Consider the following 15,010-nt stretch of genomic DNA (forward strand, 5'->3'; position numbering starts at 1 on the left):
TGCCCGGAACTCCTGCGATCAGTTGAGAGCGATGACTTCGCGGTTGATACGCTGGATCCAGTTGGAATATTTCTCCGCCACGAAATTCCAGTCGAGCGACATTTGCGCAGCCTGCGCTTCCTTGGAGCCATAAATGCGTGCCGCAACGGCATCCGGCAGGCTGACCTTGGTGTTGACCGGGCCGTAGAAGCTCTTCTCGGCAAAGGTCGACTGGGCTTCGGCGCTCAGCGCATAATTGACGAAAAGCTGCGCTGCTTCCGCATTCTTGGAGCCCTCCACAAGACCGATCGTGTTGGTCTGGCCGATGGAACCTTCCTTCGGTGCCGCAACGCCAATCTTGCCGCCCTGCGTATCGTGCAGATATTGCGCACGACCGTTCCAGCAGATGGAAAGATCCACTTCGCCGCTCTGTACCACGGCGTAGCAATCCGGTGCCGGTTCCCAGGTGGAGACATTCGGCGCGATTTCCTTCAGCTTCTCGATTGCCGGATCGACGGTCTGCTTATAATCCGCGCCCTGCAACTTATCGAGAATCGGCAGAAGAATGACGCCACGCGTATCACCGAGTTTCGCTGCGATCTTGCCCTTGTATTTCGGGTCGGTCAGATCGTTCCAGCTGGTCGGCGGTTCCTTCACTGCATCGGTGTTGTAGAGAATGGCAAGATTGTCCTGCGAAAACGCAATCGCCTTGTCGCCCTCGATGCGCGCCCAATCCGGCGCCTGCGCAACATTCGGCACCTTGGCCGGATCTAGCTTGGTAAAGATGCCTTCCTTGCCCGCCTTGATACCGACGGAAACGTCGATCAGGGCAACGTCGACCTTCGGGTCCGCGCGCTGAAGCGTTAGAAGTGCCAGCGTTTCCGCCGAGTTCTTGCTCTGCTGATAATTCACCTCGATGCCCGGATATTTCTCCTTGAAGGCGCTGATGATGAATTTCTGGTAGTTATCAGCAAACACGCCGGAGAAGCCGACGATGTTGACGGTACCCTTGGTGGACGCATCCTGCGCGGATGCGGTGCCGATCATGGCGGCGAAAACTGCGGCCAGCGTTCCTGCACGGAGGAACGTCTTGGAAATTCTCTTTTGCATCTCAGTCATCATTTCCTCTCTCCGTTTTTGCTTTTCAGGTCGTTGGCGTCCAGGCCGCATCCAGCACGCGCAGCCAGTTCTTGCCCAGCAGTTTCTGCACCAATTCTTCACTCCAGCCGCGCGCCAGCATGCGAGCGGTCAGGTTCGGCATGTCGGTCATCCGCTCTATGCCCTTCGGCTTGTTGATCTTGACGTTGCCGAATTCCGTCAGCTTGCGGGCCGTGCCCTTGTCCTTGTTGGCCCAAAGCAGCCATGGGCCGGGGCGGGGGCGATCCAGCGAGAAATCGGTGCCGATGCCGACATGGTCTTCACCGACGAGATCAATGATATAGGCCATCGCATCAAGATAATCCTCGACAGTCGCATCATTGCCTGCGGCGAGACCCGGCGCGAACAGGCTGACGCCGATGAGGCCGCCTTTTTCCGCGCAGGCCGTAAACAGCTCATCCGGCTTGTTGCGCTTCACATCCCGAAGCGCGCGCGGCAGGATGTGGGAAATACAGACCGGCGATTTGGAGTGCGCAATGACATCGGCAGACGTCTTGTCGCCCACATGGCTGAGATCGCAGAGAACGCCGACGCGGTTCATCTCGGCCAGCACTTCCTTGCCGAAGCCCGTCAACCCGCTATCCACTTCTTCCAGATATCCGGCGCCGGAATAGTTCTGCGTGTTGTAGGTCAGCTGCATGATGCCGACGCCGAGATCCTTGAAAATCTCGACGTAATCCAGCTTGTCTTCCAGCGGAGAGGTGTTTTGCCAGCCGATGATGATGCCGGTCTTGCCTTCCGCCTTGGCGGCGTGAATGTCTGCCACACTGCGCACCGGGCGCAAAATGTCATCGTTTTCACGCAGAAAACGCTTCCATTCGGAAACATAGGCAATGCCTTCGCGGAAGTTTTCCCACAGCAGCGAAGACACGTTGACTGCAGTCAGTCCGCCAGCGCGCATTTCTTCGAAAATCTCGCGGCTCCACTGGCAGGTCTGCAAACCGTCAACGATAATCGCATCTTCGTGCAGTTTCTGAGCATCGCTCATGCGGCAGTCTCCTTCATGCTCTCGCATTTTTCCTTGGCTGCTTTCAGCGCCCGGCCCACGAAATCCAGTCGGTCCTGACCCCAGAAAAGCTCCTTACCAATGACGTAAGTCGGGGTTCCGAAGATGCCTCGCCCTTCCGCTTCTGCAAGGTTGCCATGCCACTCTTCGATGATATTAGCGGGTTGGTCTTCAACGACAAGTTTTGCCGCCGCGTCTCCCACAGTAATCTTGGCGATTTCCTTGAGTGTGTCGATATCGGCGATATCGCGGTTCTCCGCCCACAGCGCCCGCTGAACCGCAAAGGAAAAAGCGGGCGCATCGTAACCCGCCTTTTGAAGGGCGATCACCGCTTGCGCGGCCAGTTCAATCGTTCGGCATGGGTAAAATGTCGGCTTGAGGTTCAGCGGAATTCCCAGATATTCCCGCCAGCGGCGCAACTCCACCTCATGATAGGCCTGCCTCGCATCGGGGCGTTGGCGAAGCGGAATGCCGCCATTTGCCTCGATGATCCTGATGGGTCGCAGCTTCAGCGATACGCCGTTTTCCTGCGCAATGGCAGCCGCCCTTCGCGCTCCGAAATAGGCCCATGGAGAGGAGATGCCATAGAAGATTTGCAGTGTGAGATTGTCAGCCTTTGGCACGGCTTGCCTCCTCGAAAGCGTCTGCGTCGCTCCACTCGTCGCCAAACAATTCCGGCGTATCGAAGTTCATGAAGCGATCAAGGTGATAGGCGCGGTCTTCCACGAACAGCGACCGGGCGATGCCCGTTGTAAGGCGCACCGCACCATCGCTGATAGAGGGAATGCCGCTGGTAATTTTCCCGTGCGTCGGTACCGCCGGATAGGCAAAACAGTGGATGTGCGAGATGACGCTTTTCGTTGCCTCGTCCAGATCGGGCTTCGCCCTAAACTCGAAACCCGGTCCGAGATAGGGCATAGAGCCCATGGCCGCATGCTGCCACTCCGGCGGCGGCGTGTAGGCATCTCGCCACAGCAAAATCTTGTCGGCGATGTCGGCAAATTCCGGTCGCTTATGGAAATCGACGGAGAAGCCGGTCGTGAAGATCACCAGGTCCGTAAGATATCGACCTTTCGGCGTGACCACTTCAACCGCATCGCCCGTAACGGCCAGATCATTGATCGGGCTACCGAGATGGAAGAATGCGTTGGGGTGTCTGGATACGCGCAGCACACTGTGGCGCGGTGGCGGTATCTGCGCCCGCTCCCCGGCCACCATGTAGACCCACTTGTCCTCATCCGGCAGGCCGAGATAGCCCTGCGTCATGCCCTGGCTGCCGACGCCGGTAAATTTGTCGATGCGGGGAATATCGGCCCGCCGCACGAAAATATCGACGCGCGCAGCACCCGCTTCCAGCGCCGCCGCTGCATTGTCCATGGCAGACGCTCCAGCGCCTACGACCGAAACTCGCTTGCCTTTCAGCGCTGCCATATCGATGGCATCTGCGCCGTGGCGGATGAATTTTTGCGGTGCGCGCGCTGCGACATCCGGCATGGTCGGCGCGCCGAGGCCATCGAGACCCGTCGCCAGCACGACCCTGCGCGCCAGTATTGTGTCGGCCTTTCCGCCGGAGCGGAGCGAGAGAGACAGCAATCCATCGTCGCGAAGATTGATCTGTTCAAGCGCCGTATCGTTCACCACATTCAGCGCCAGCACCTTTCGGTACCAGACCAGATACTCCATCCACATTGTGCGTGGTATCAAGCCCATCTCGGAATAGGCCTGCGCGCCGTGCTGAGCCTCGAACCACGCCCGGAATGTCAACGAAGGAATGCCCAGCGCCGGGCCAGCCGCTTCCTTGCGGGTGCGCAGCGTTTCCATGCGGGCAAAGGTTACCCATGGTCCTTCCAGACCAGCAGGGGCGCGGTCAAACGCACGGGCGTTTTCGATGCCGACTTTTTTCAGGGCAGCCAGCGTCACCAAGCCACAGAGGCCAGCGCCGATCACGGCAACATCGAGAACAGGCTGGCCATCCTTTTCCAGCGCAGGTGTCCACGTCTTCACAGGCTGGTTCAGCCAAAGAAGGTCGAGCCGGAGACGATCCTCCAGCTCCCGGAGTGAGTGCGGACGCTGCGCATCAAGGTTTTCCACCTTGAACCCTCATTATTCTAATTTTGAATTATCAGCATCGTATGATGGCGATTTAGGAATGTAAATAAATCTCGCCGAAAAAATAGGACAGCAAAATATTTGCGCAATTTGTGGTCAGATTAGATAATTATACCTCGGTTATGTGGTGGCGAAAATCGCCTCATGAATTTCTGTGAGCATTATGCCGCAAAACTAAAAAGGCGGCTGGTGAGCCGCCTTTGATCTTCAAGCTGTCCCGTCCACAAGGACGAAGGGCTGTCCTCGCGAACAGGTCTCTATTCGGGCATCCACCCGGTAGATATCGCGCAGCATGTCGGGCGTGATCACATCCCCGGTCGCGCCGCTGACGGCCATCTCCCCACCGGCAATGACGATTGTGTTTTCGCAGTAGCGCAGAGCATGGTTCAGGTCGTGCAGAGCGATCAGAACGATCATGCCTTCGCGGCGTGCAAGGGCGGAGATGAAGTCCAGCACTTCAACCTGTCGGTGGAGATCGAGCGCCGATGTCGGTTCGTCCATCAGCAGAACTTCCGGCTTGCGCACCAGCGCCTGCGCCAGCGAGACAAGCTGGCGCTGACCGCCCGATAGCTCACCAAGGCCGCGAAAGGCCAGATTGTCGATGTTCAACGCCTTCAAAATCGCATCGATATCGGCAAGCTCATCGTCATGAACTTTCCAGCCGCTGCCCTGTTTGGCAGAGAGCAGGATCGATTCATAGACCGTCAGCACAGCATTCGCGCCCGTATCCTGCGGCATATAGCAGATGGTTTTCGGGCCTTGTTCCGTTTGCGACAGCGTCACCACGCCGGGGCCGGAAATCAGCCCCGCGATGCGCTTGAACAGGGTGGATTTGCCAGCGGCGTTTGGGCCGATGACGGCGGTTACGCTTCCGGCTTGCAGCATATCCATGCTGACATTGGAAAGGACGGTTGTGCGGCCATATTTCGCGCCGACATCCTGAAGAGCCAAGGCTACCATGCGCGTCTCCTGTTGGAAAAGATCAGCACGAAGAAGAACGGAACGCCGACCAGTGCCGTGATGACGCCGATAGGCAGAACGGCACCGGGGATCAGCATCTTGCTGACGACGGACGTGACGGACAGCAGAAGCGCGCCGCAGATGATCGAGCCGGGCAGAAAGAAACGCTGGTCTTCGCCCACCACCATGCGCGCAATATGCGGGCCGACGAGACCGACGAAGCCGATGGTGCCGACGAAGGACACCGGAATTGCGGCCAGCAGGCTTACCGTCAGCATCGTCTGAAGGCGCAGGCGACGTACATTGACACCCATGCTGGCGGCCTTGTCATCGCCAAGGCGAAGCGCGGTCAGAGCCCATGCATTCTTCATGAAAAGCGGAACAGTCAGAACGAGTATGGCTGCCGTTATATAGACCTTTGCCCAGGTGGCCTTGGTCAGGCTTCCCATGGTCCAGAACACCACGGCGGCAAGCGCCTGTTCGGATGCAAGATATTCGAGAAGCGAAAGTGCGGCATTGAAGGTGAAGACCAGTGCGATGCCGAGCAGAACGATCGTCTCGACCGACACGGCGCGCATCGTGGAGGCGTAATGGATGAAGAGCGCCGCCAGCATTGCCATCAGGAAGGCGTTGATCGGCACCATATATTCGACCGCACCCGGAAAAATGGCAATGCCACCGACCAAGGCCAGCGCCGCACCGAAGCTTGCCGCGGCAGAAATGCCCAGCGTAAAAGGGCTGGCAAGCGGGTTGGAAAGGATGGTCTGCATCTGCGCGCCTGCCACCGAAAGCGAAGCACCGACCGTGACGGCCATCAGCGCAATCGGCATGCGGATATCCCAGATGACCACGCGCAGCTGATTGGCGACGGCTGCGGGATCGAAGATCGCGCTGATCACTTCGGAAAGCGTATAACGCGCCGGGCCAAGCGCCATGTCCGTGGCAACGCTGATGCAGAGCGCCAGCACCAGCCCGATCAGGATCATGATACGGCGGCCTGCAAGGGCGCGGTACTGATGCCCCGCTGTCGTCTCGACCTGTGTTTCCGCTAAGGATACCATTTGGTTTCGAACCTTTTTTTGATTGCTACGCAATATCGGCTTCTCGCTGACGGATAGGAACCATCGGCTCATTCGCCGATCCTCAATGCGTTTGGCGAAGCCGCGATCACGGCTCCGCCTCTTGTTTTCACAGCGCTTTCAGGCCGCTCTTCTTACTTGTCGTCCTTCAGGGAGACGAAGTAGCCGGGCTTGTAATCCAGAGGCAGGAAGCGGGCGTGCAGTTCCTTGAAGGTTGCTTCAGGATCGAGATCCTTGAAGAGATCAGGATGCAGCCACTTGGCAATTTCCTGAATGGCGACGAACTGGTACGGGTTGTTGTAGAACTGGTGCCAGATGGCATGGACGTTGCCATCCTGAACAGCCTTGACGCCGGTGAAGGCGGGGCGCTTCGTTAGGTCTTCCAGCTTGCGGCGTGCTTCCTTCAGGTCCGCGCCATAGCCAACGCCGACCCACTTGCCGCCGGGAACGTAAGCGTCCCACTTGCCGCCCGTAATGATGATCTGATCCGGGTTGGAGGCGATGACCTGCTCAGGATTGACGGTGCCGAAAGTGCCCGGAATGATATCCTTCGCCATGTTGATGCCACCGGCGATCTCGACCATCTTGCCGAAGTTCTCATTGCCGAAGGACATGCAGCAATCGTCGGAGTAGCCGCCTGCACGCTCAACGAACACGACCGGCTTCTTCGGATTTTCCTTGGCGAGAACGTCCGTTACGCGCTTGATGCTGTCGGAGCGGAACTTGATGAAGTCTTCCGCGACGGTTTCCTTGCCCATCAGCTTGCCCATCAGGCGCATGCTCGGCTCGGTGTTTTCCATCGGCTTTTCACGGAAGTCGACATAGACCAGCGGAATGCCGACCTTGCCCAGCTTTTCGATGTAACCGGCTTCTTCGGTCGCGGTCCTGGCATCGATGTTCATCAGAATGACATCGGGCTTCAGGGCAACGGCCTGTTCGATATCGAATGTGCCGTCCTTCATGCCGCCGAAGGTCGGCAGCTTGGCGATATCCGGGTACTTCGCCAGATAGGCCTGATAGGATTCAGGGTCTGCCTTCGGCAGATCATCGCGCCAGCCGACGACGTGCTCGAACGGATTGCTCTTGTCCAGCGCGGCCAGAAAATAGATCTGGCGGCCTTCGCCCAGAATGACGTGCTTCACAGGCACGTTGACCTCGACATCACGTCCCGTGACGTCTTTGACCGTAACTTTTTCTGCAAAAGCAGGCCAAACGGTGGATACCAGAAGGCCCATTGCAAGAACGGCGGATTTGCCTGTAATGCGCATTGAAATAGTTCTCCAACAAAACTTCGGGCGCTTTAAGATTTTATGATTGCGTTCGTCAAGTTTTATCTTTTAGAGACATTCTCAACTACAGTTGCGAGGTTGGTCGGCATGGAAAGTGCAAATAGTTTTGGAAGCAACTTCGGGCTGAAAGACGAGATCAAGGCCTATTGGTCTGCCCGCGCGGCAACCTTTGATCTTTCGCCCGGCCACGAAATCTTCTCGGAGGAGGAGCGCGCCGCCTGGCACCGGCTGGTGCTGAAGCATCTGGGCAAGGGCGAGGGTAGACAGGCGCTCGATCTTGCAAGCGGCACCGGCGTCGTGTCTCACCTGATGGACGACCTCGGCTTCCGCGTGACCGGTCTCGACTGGGCCGAACCGATGCTGGAACGCGCCAAGGCCAAGGCAAAAAGCCGCAACCGCACTATCACGTTCCGCATGGGCGACGCGGAAAACACCATGGAGCCGGATGACACCTATGACGCGGTGATCAACCGCCATCTGGTCTGGACTTTGGTCGATCCGAAAGCCGCTTTCATAGAGTGGCAGCGCGTTCTCAAACCAGGCGGCAGGCTACTGATCGTCGACGGCGACTTCGTCAATGTCAGCTTCACCGAAAAGCTGTTGAAGGACCTTGCCAACTGGCTGCAGAAACGCGGCCTATTGAAGGCCGATCCGCTGCATGCGCCTGCCGAAATGATGGCAACGCATAACAGCATCCTCTCCCGCGTCTATTTCTCAAACGGCGCCCGCGCCGATGCCGTGGCGGCACTTCTGCGCGAAGTCGGCTTCGAAGACGTCACCATCGATACCGATCTGCGCGAGGTTCACAAAAGCCAGGCAAAAAACTGGAATTTCCTCAAGGCAGCAGCGCGGGGGATACAGCACCGTTACGCGATCTGTGCGCGCAAGGCTGGGTGAGATACCACTCGCCTCTCTTGCCGAGCGGTGTGCTCTATTCCTACGCTGAGTTTGCTTAGCATAGGCGTGATGAAGCTTGCTCTAAATTTGAATTGCTGCCTGTATCCGCCCCCCTCAAACCCGCCGTCCATCCTCCCCGAATACATGGGCATTGGCGAGATCGAACGCGAGTGGGACTGTTTCGCCGATGCGTAGCGGCTTTTGCCCTTCGAGCAGCACCGTCACAGGCTGACCATCGCTGGTGCTAGTATAGATGACGGTTGAGCCGCCGAGGTGTTCGACCAGTTGGATGGTGCCTTCGCCGAGGTTGGCGGATTGGGACTGGGGTTGAATGTGTTCCGGGCGGATGCCGAAGGTGAGTTTTTCACCGCTCTTCGCATCCAGCGGACGGTCTAGGACGATCTGGCGTCCGGCGACGTCTATCGTTCGGCGGGAACTGTCCGAGGCTGAGAGGCTGGCCTGAAGGAAGTTCATCTTGGGTGAGCCGATGAAACCCGCCACGAACTGGTTGGCGGGGTTGTTGTAGAGATCGAGCGGGCGCCCCACCTGCATGATGCGACCGTCTCTCAAGACGACGATCTTGTCGGCCATGGTCATGGCTTCCACCTGATCGTGAGTGACATAGATCATCGTGCTGCCCAGCGTCTGATGCAGCTTGGCGATTTCGACGCGCATCTGCACGCGCAACTCGGCGTCGAGGTTCGACAGGGGCTCATCGAACAGGAAGATTTTCGGTTCGCGGACGATTGCGCGACCGATGGCCACGCGCTGGCGCTGACCGCCCGAAAGGGCTTTCGGCTTGCGTTGCAAAAGCGGGCCGATCTGCAGGATATCCGCCGCCTTTTGAACGCGCTCTTCGATTTCCGGTTTCTTGTAACCGGCGGTTTCCAGACCGAAAGCGAGGTTCTTGTAGACGCTCATATGCGGGTAGAGCGCGTAGGACTGGAACACCATGGCGATGCCGCGCTTGGAGGCGGCGGTATCGTTGACGCGCGTGCCATCGATCCTGAGCTCACCGCCGGAGATTTCTTCCAGACCCGCAATCATCCGCAAAAGCGTGGATTTACCGCAGCCGGAAGGGCCGACGAAGACCGTGAATTCGCCGGGTTCGATCTGTAAATCGATGCCGTGAATGACCGGCAGGGCTCCATAGCGCTTGACGATATTTTCCAGGGTAATGCTGCTTGCCATGCTGTTCCTCCCGTCCCGCGCTTAAGGCCGCCAGGTCATGTATTTTGGATGACCCTTCGTAATGGGAAGGGCAACATCCGAATTCGTATCGTTGGAATGGTAGATCGCTGCCAGCAATTCCAAAGAGCGGTGCGCATCCGCACTGGTCACGGGCGGCTTCTCGCCTTTTTCCAGCGCGTGGTAGAAGGCTTCCATCTGCCCGTTGAAGCGACGGCCAATCGGCGGCATGTCCTTTAGAAGTTCATCGATCTGCCTGCCGATCTCTTCATTGGCGGGAAGAATGCGCCACGGACCATCACCCGGCGAATAGGCTGAATGATTGCTCTCGAAGGTGACGTTTTCGAAGGCCAGATGCAGCCTGCTGATCTCCTCCTGCGCGCCGAGCGTAGCCGTTGCGGAAACCACCGCGCCGCTTTTCAGCAACAGGCTGGCAGAGACGCAATCTTCCACTTCGATGGCGTTCACCCGCGTCGTCGCACGGGCAAAAACGCGGTCGGTAGGGCCCATCAGATAGTTCAGCATATCGTGCAGGTGAATGGCGTGCGTCATGAGAACGCCGCCCAGTTCCGTTGCCCAGCGTCCTCGCCATGGGTTGTCGTAGTAATCCGCGCCGCGCTTCCAGAAGGTTTCGGCAGTGCCTGCGTAGGGCTTCCCGGCAATGCCGCTTTCGATGATGCGGCGCGCGCGCTCCACGCCATCGCCGTAACGATACTGGAAAATGGGCATCAGCACGCCCTTGGCGGATTTCTCCGCTTCCATCACCTCGTCCACTTCGGCGAGCGAACCGGTGAGTGGTTTTTCGCAGACGACGTGTTTGCCTGCGGCCAGTGCCTGAAGAATGAGCTTGGTGTGAATGGCAGGCGGGGTGCAGATATCGATGATGTCGATATCCTCCATCGCCATCAGCTCATCCGACGACGTGATACGCCCTTTGATGCCGAACTCATCCGCAACGGCGTTCAGACGCTCTTCATTGAGATCGCAGAGAACCGCGACCTCGAACTTGTCGCCATGCGGCACATAGCCCTCTTCGAGATGGGACTTGCCGATGCCGCAACCGATGATGCCAACCCTGTAACGCTTAGCCATTTTGCTTGCTCTCTGCCAGTTTCTGCGCGTTCAACGCCAGTTCCATTGCCGCAAAGCACCGCGCCTGCGGCATGGCCGTTTCGGTGCGGTTGCGAATATCGTCCAGCAACTGCGGGCCGTAGGGCAGCGCCACGCTCGAGCAATCGATATGCTGCATGCCCTTTTTATCGGTGAGGAAAAGGTGCTCGCCGCCCGGTCGCCCGGCAACATCGACATATTTGCGGAGTTCTATCGTGCCTTCCGTGCCCGTGATGAACAGGCGTCCGTCGCCCCATGTCGGCAGGCCATCCGGCGTGAACCAGTCCACGCGAATGTAACCATCGGCGTCCTTTGTCGATAGGTTGATGTCGCCGCTATCCTGCAGGCCGGGCCATTGGGGATGGGCGCGATTGGCGACGGTGGCCGAACGGACCGTTGCTTCTTGTGCGCCGGTGAAGAACAGAAACTGTTCGCATTGATGAGAAGCGATATCGGTGAGGATGCCGCCGAAGCGCTCGCGCTTGAAGAACCAGTCAGCGCGTGTGGACGCACGCAGGCGGTGCGGGCCGAGACCCACGGTGGAGACGACCTTGCCAATCGCGCCAGCGGCGACGAGCTCTCCCGCCTTGACGGTGGAGCGGGTTTCGAAATGCTCCGAATACATGATCGAATAGATACGACCGGTTTCAGCCTGAACCTTTTTGACTTCGGCGAGCTGCTCAAGGGTAATCATGCCCGGCTTGTCGGTCATGACATCCTTTCCGGCACGCATCGCCTCGATGGCGATGGCGGAGCGGTCTCCGGGTATTGCAGCCGTGACGATGAGATCGATGCTGTCGTCTTCCAGAAAGCGGCGCTTGTCATCCACACGCGGGGCGGAGGAGAATTTTTCGCCATAGGCTTTGGATAGATCGTCCTCCACCGCGTAGAAGCCGGCGAATTCCGCACCTGCATTCAGTAGGCAGTTGGTTTGACCGTAAATATGGTCGTGATTGATACCGATAGTCGCAAATCGAATGGGTTTCATATCATGTGCCTTGGGCGGTTCAGCGTTTCATGCCGGTGGTGGCGATGCCTTCGATGAGAAGACGCTGGAAGAAGAGGAAGAACAGGAAGACCGGCACCAGCGAGAGGTTGGACATGGCAAATAGCGAGGTCCAATCGGAACTGCCGGTGGAGTCCACGAAGGAACGAAGGCCTAGCTGCACCGTGTAGGTGTTGATGTCGTTCAGGTAGATCAGCGGACCGAAGAAATCGTCCCATGTCCAGATGAATGAGAAGATGGCAGCCGTTGCCAGAACCGGCATGGAAAGCGGCAGCATGATCTTCCAGTAGATGCGGAACGGGCTGCACCCATCCATCACCGCCGCCTCATCGAGTTCACGCGGAATACCGCGGAAGAACTGCACCATGAGGAAGATGAAGAAGGCGTCGGTCGCGAGATATTTCGGCACGATCAGCGGCAGCGAGGTGTTCACCCAGCCCATTTCCAGAAACAGGATATATTGCGGGATGAGCACGACGTGATAGGGCAGCATCAACGTGCCGAGCATCAGCGCGAACCAGAAGTTTCGCCCGCCGAACCGAAGCCGGGCAAAGGCAAAGGCCGCAAGCGAACAGCCGACCACGTTGCCGATGGTTGCCAGAATGGCGATGAAGAAGGAATTCCAGAAGAATTTGCCGAACGAGACCTGAAGTCCGGTCCAGCCGCGAACATAGCCGCCGAAATCGAAGGCAGACGGGATGAGCGAGGATGAGCCGAAAAGCTCATCCTGCGGGCGGAACGAGCCCGAGATCATCCAGAGGATAGGATACATCATCGCAAAGGATGCGGCGATGAGGACAGTGTGCAGCGCGATGGATTTCCATAGAGGGCGCTGGACCTCCTGTCCCGGACGGGGAGCGGTAACGGCGTCAGTCATCGTAATGCACCCAATAACGCGCGCTCAGGAACGAGAAGGCCGTGAAGATCGAGATGATGATAACGAGAATCCAGGCCAGAGCGGATGCGTACCCCATGCGGAAGAAACCGAAGGCTTCCTGATAAAGATAGAGCGTGTAGAACAGCGTCGAATTGATCGGGCCGCCGGAGCCTTCGGAGATGATGAAGGCAGGCGTGAAAGCCTTGAAGGCATCGATGGTCTGGATCACCGCATTGAAGAAGATGACCGGTGTCAAAAGCGGCAGTGTGATGCGGAAGAACTGACGCATCTTGCCCGCGCCGTCCATTTCGGCGGCTTCATACATATCCTGAGGGATTTGGCGCAGGCCCGCGAGGAAGATGATCATGGGCGAACCGAACTGCCAGACGGACAGGATGACCAGCGTATAGATCGAGTAATCCGGGTTCGATATCCAGCTTGGGCCTTCGAAGCCGAAGAGCTGCCACAGGAGCATGTTGACGAGGCCATCTGAGGCGAAAAGCTGGCGCCACAACACGGCGATGGCAACGCTCGATCCGAGCAGCGACGGCAGGTAGAAGACGGCGCGGTAAAGCGTCAGGCCCTTCATGCCGCGATTGAACATCATGGCCACCATCAGCGCGAAGATGAGCTTCAGCGGCACGGACAGCAGCACATAGGTAAAGGTGACCTGCATGGCCGCCGCGAATTTCGGATCAGCCGTGGCGATGCGCACATAATTGGACGCACCGACCCAGTCGGGGGATTGAATGAGATCGTAATTGGTAAAGGAGAGATAGAGCGAGGCGAGCGCCGGGCCGAGTGTCAGGCCGAAAAAGCCGATCAGCCACGGGAGCAGAAATACGTAGGCGTGGAAGTTCCGGTCGAAAACCCGGCGCAGCACGCCCTGTTTGGGGAGAGCCGCATCGCGGCTCTCTTCTGCAAGAGTATCGGAGCGGAAAGCCATAGGCTTTTACTTCCGCTTGAGGACTGTTTGAGCTTCGGTGACGAGACGTTCACCGCCCTGCTCCGGCTTGATGCGACCGAAGGCCACTTCTTCCGCCGTGCGCTTCAGCACGAAGGCAAACTCACCGGCGCCCGGAGGCGGGGCAGGCGGCAGAGGACCGACGCCCGGCGTGACCTCGGCAATATATTCCACCATGGCCTTGCTGACATCGTTCAGCTTCGGGCTTAGCTGGTTACGCATGGATTCCGAGGCCGGAACGCCGCGTTCAACACCTAGAATATCCACACCCTCGGGCACGGCGACGAGGAAGTTGATGAAATCCACCGCTGCAGCCACATTGGCGCTGCCACCGGAGACGCTCATCAACATGGATGGCTTCAGGTAATGGCCGGATGGTGAGTCCTTCGATATCTTTGGATAGGAGGTAATCGCCAGCTTGGCCTTGTTGACCGCCTGATAGCCCACGAACTGGTTGGAGTGGGCAAAAGCGGTTGCGGCCTTGCCAGTCGTCAGTGCGTTGCTTTCGATGTTGAGCTGGTCGAGTGCCTGAATATCGGCTGGAACGCAGGCCTTCGCCTCACGCATATCGTGCCACATGGTGAACCAGTCGGTCGCATCCTTGGCCGTGTAACCCAAGGCACCGTCTTCGCTGAAGAGAGCCTTGTTCTGCTGGCGCAGCCAGTTTTCGAAGCTTGGCTCCACACCACTGGCATCAGCCGTGGCGTAGTAACCGGGCTTGGATTTGTTCTTGCCGAATTCGGTCGCGTTCTTGGCGAACTCTTCCCAGGTCTGGCCAGCGGCTGGAGCCTTGGCGCCGGTCTTTTCCCAGGCGGCGGCATCGTAGAAGACGGCACTCGAATTCACGCCGAGATTGATGCCGTAGAGCTTGCCGTCGACGCGACCGGAATCGATGTTCGGCGCACCGAAATCATCGATCTTCAGCGACTTGCCCAGATATTCATCGAGAGGGGCGAGCGCGCCGCGTCGCGCATATTCGAAGATATAGCGATAATCCATCTGGATCAGATCCGGCGCGTTGCGCCCGGCGACCTGCGTTGCAAGGCGTGGCCAGTAATCCGACCAACCGGCAAACTCGCCAGCAATATCGATATCCGGCTTGACCTGCTTATAAGCGGCAAGCGCCTTGTTGGTGCGGTCAGCACGCTCCTGAGAGCCCCACCACAGCAGGCGAAGCCGTGCTGCCTGAGCGAATGCGGAGCCTCCCCCCAATGTAGCGAGTGAAAAAGCGGCCAGACCCGCGGTGAGCACAGCACGCCTTTGAAGCATCACGGACATTGGCAACTCCTCCCTAATTGAATGCCAAATTGATGATGGTGGTAAACGACACTTGCCGTTTTATAACTAATTGGTTACATGGGATCATTGATCGCCACCATTGTCAAGCG

General features: G+C 58.1%; 14 protein-coding genes. 1 reads left to right on the forward strand and 13 read right to left on the reverse strand.

Features of this window, described 5'->3' with window-relative positions; translation table 11 throughout:
* Nucleotides 1-18 precede the first annotated feature (18 nt).
* The 7 genes from CFBP5473_RS17265 to CFBP5473_RS17295 all read right to left on the reverse strand — a co-directional run bounded on the left by CFBP5473_RS17265 (nt 19) and on the right by CFBP5473_RS17295 (nt 7,559).
* The gene (locus tag CFBP5473_RS17265; protein WP_027675028.1) at nt 19-1,101 is read right to left on the reverse strand and encodes an ABC transporter substrate-binding protein; all 1,083 of its coding nucleotides are present in this window, start codon (nt 1,099-1,101) and stop codon (nt 19-21) included.
* Between the two features lie 22 nt (nt 1,102-1,123).
* Entirely contained in the window at nt 1,124-2,125 is a 1,002-nt protein-coding gene (locus tag CFBP5473_RS17270; RefSeq protein ID WP_027675027.1) for a dipeptidase, read from the reverse strand.
* Nucleotides 2,122-2,766, reverse strand: a complete 645-nt coding sequence (locus CFBP5473_RS17275; RefSeq protein WP_027675026.1) for a 2-hydroxychromene-2-carboxylate isomerase — start codon at nt 2,764-2,766, stop codon at nt 2,122-2,124. Before CFBP5473_RS17275 ends, CFBP5473_RS17270 begins: the two co-directional genes overlap by 4 nt.
* Nucleotides 2,753-4,234 carry an NAD(P)-binding domain-containing protein gene (locus CFBP5473_RS17280; protein WP_027675025.1) on the reverse strand — a complete coding sequence of 494 codons (1,482 nt, stop codon included), beginning with the start codon at nt 4,232-4,234 and terminating at the stop codon, nt 2,753-2,755. Before CFBP5473_RS17280 ends, CFBP5473_RS17275 begins: the two co-directional genes overlap by 14 nt.
* A 225-nt stretch (nt 4,235-4,459) precedes the next feature.
* A complete protein-coding gene (locus tag CFBP5473_RS17285; protein ID WP_027675024.1) occupies nt 4,460-5,212 on the reverse strand; it encodes an ABC transporter ATP-binding protein in 753 nt (250 codons plus the stop codon).
* Nucleotides 5,206-6,273, reverse strand: coding sequence for a FecCD family ABC transporter permease (locus CFBP5473_RS17290; protein WP_027675023.1), 1,068 nt, complete (start codon nt 6,271-6,273; stop codon nt 5,206-5,208). Before CFBP5473_RS17290 ends, CFBP5473_RS17285 begins: the two co-directional genes overlap by 7 nt.
* A 152-nt stretch (nt 6,274-6,425) precedes the next feature.
* A complete protein-coding gene (locus tag CFBP5473_RS17295) occupies nt 6,426-7,559 on the reverse strand; it encodes an ABC transporter substrate-binding protein (protein WP_027675022.1) in 1,134 nt (377 codons plus the stop codon).
* A 108-nt stretch (nt 7,560-7,667) separates the two neighbouring features.
* Here CFBP5473_RS17295 and CFBP5473_RS17300 point away from each other — a divergent pair, with 108 nt between their 5' ends.
* Entirely contained in the window at nt 7,668-8,477 is an 810-nt protein-coding gene (locus CFBP5473_RS17300; RefSeq protein ID WP_027675021.1) for a class I SAM-dependent methyltransferase, read from the forward strand.
* A gap of 114 nt (nt 8,478-8,591) precedes the next feature.
* On the opposite strand, the gene CFBP5473_RS17305 is transcribed toward CFBP5473_RS17300, so the two are convergent.
* From CFBP5473_RS17305 to CFBP5473_RS17330, 6 genes are read right to left on the reverse strand one after another with little or no spacing between them, the layout of a single operon-like run.
* Complete coding sequence (locus CFBP5473_RS17305; protein WP_027675020.1) at nt 8,592-9,668, reverse strand: ABC transporter ATP-binding protein; 1,077 nt, start codon at nt 9,666-9,668, stop codon at nt 8,592-8,594.
* Between the two features lie 21 nt (nt 9,669-9,689).
* Complete coding sequence (locus CFBP5473_RS17310) at nt 9,690-10,757, reverse strand: Gfo/Idh/MocA family protein (protein WP_027675019.1); 1,068 nt, start codon at nt 10,755-10,757, stop codon at nt 9,690-9,692.
* Nucleotides 10,750-11,763: a Gfo/Idh/MocA family protein gene (locus CFBP5473_RS17315; protein ID WP_027675018.1), complete on the reverse strand. Its 1,014-nt coding sequence runs from the start codon at nt 11,761-11,763 to the stop codon at nt 10,750-10,752. The genes CFBP5473_RS17310 and CFBP5473_RS17315 overlap by 8 nt, the downstream gene beginning before the upstream one ends.
* Before the next feature lie 19 nt (nt 11,764-11,782).
* On the reverse strand, nt 11,783-12,658 hold the full coding sequence (locus tag CFBP5473_RS17320; RefSeq protein ID WP_027675017.1) for a carbohydrate ABC transporter permease: 876 nt from the start codon (nt 12,656-12,658) through the stop codon (nt 11,783-11,785).
* Nucleotides 12,651-13,604 carry a carbohydrate ABC transporter permease gene (locus CFBP5473_RS17325; RefSeq protein ID WP_027675016.1) on the reverse strand — a complete coding sequence of 318 codons (954 nt, stop codon included), beginning with the start codon at nt 13,602-13,604 and terminating at the stop codon, nt 12,651-12,653. The genes CFBP5473_RS17320 and CFBP5473_RS17325 overlap by 8 nt, the downstream gene beginning before the upstream one ends.
* A 6-nt stretch (nt 13,605-13,610) precedes the next feature.
* The gene (locus CFBP5473_RS17330; protein WP_027675015.1) at nt 13,611-14,900 is read right to left on the reverse strand and encodes an ABC transporter substrate-binding protein; all 1,290 of its coding nucleotides are present in this window, start codon (nt 14,898-14,900) and stop codon (nt 13,611-13,613) included.
* Between the last annotated feature and the right edge of the window lie 110 nt (nt 14,901-15,010).

Source organism: Agrobacterium larrymoorei, assembly GCF_005145045.1.
In the GTDB taxonomy this organism is placed as follows: Bacteria; Pseudomonadota; Alphaproteobacteria; order Rhizobiales; family Rhizobiaceae; genus Agrobacterium; species Agrobacterium larrymoorei.

Bases quoted from the DNA above. Each gene is read 5' to 3' on its own strand.
- CFBP5473_RS17265 (WP_027675028.1), bottom strand. From the start codon at position 1,101: ATGATGACTGAGATGCAAAAGAGAATTTCCAAGACGTTCCTCCGTGCA.
- CFBP5473_RS17270 (WP_027675027.1), bottom strand. From the start codon at position 2,125: ATGAGCGATGCTCAGAAACTGCACGAAGATGCGATTATCGTTGACGGT.
- CFBP5473_RS17285 (WP_027675024.1), bottom strand. From the start codon at position 5,212: ATGGTAGCCTTGGCTCTTCAGGATGTCGGCGCGAAATATGGCCGCACA.
- CFBP5473_RS17290 (WP_027675023.1), bottom strand. From the start codon at position 6,273: ATGGTATCCTTAGCGGAAACACAGGTCGAGACGACAGCGGGGCATCAG.
- CFBP5473_RS17295 (WP_027675022.1), bottom strand. From the start codon at position 7,559: ATGCGCATTACAGGCAAATCCGCCGTTCTTGCAATGGGCCTTCTGGTA.
- CFBP5473_RS17300 (WP_027675021.1), top strand. From the start codon at position 7,668: ATGGAAAGTGCAAATAGTTTTGGAAGCAACTTCGGGCTGAAAGACGAG.
- CFBP5473_RS17305 (WP_027675020.1), bottom strand. From the start codon at position 9,668: ATGGCAAGCAGCATTACCCTGGAAAATATCGTCAAGCGCTATGGAGCC.
- CFBP5473_RS17310 (WP_027675019.1), bottom strand. From the start codon at position 10,757: ATGGCTAAGCGTTACAGGGTTGGCATCATCGGTTGCGGCATCGGCAAG.
- CFBP5473_RS17315 (WP_027675018.1), bottom strand. From the start codon at position 11,763: ATGAAACCCATTCGATTTGCGACTATCGGTATCAATCACGACCATATT.
- CFBP5473_RS17320 (WP_027675017.1), bottom strand. From the start codon at position 12,658: ATGACTGACGCCGTTACCGCTCCCCGTCCGGGACAGGAGGTCCAGCGC.
- CFBP5473_RS17325 (WP_027675016.1), bottom strand. From the start codon at position 13,604: ATGGCTTTCCGCTCCGATACTCTTGCAGAAGAGAGCCGCGATGCGGCT.
- CFBP5473_RS17330 (WP_027675015.1), bottom strand. From the start codon at position 14,900: ATGTCCGTGATGCTTCAAAGGCGTGCTGTGCTCACCGCGGGTCTGGCC.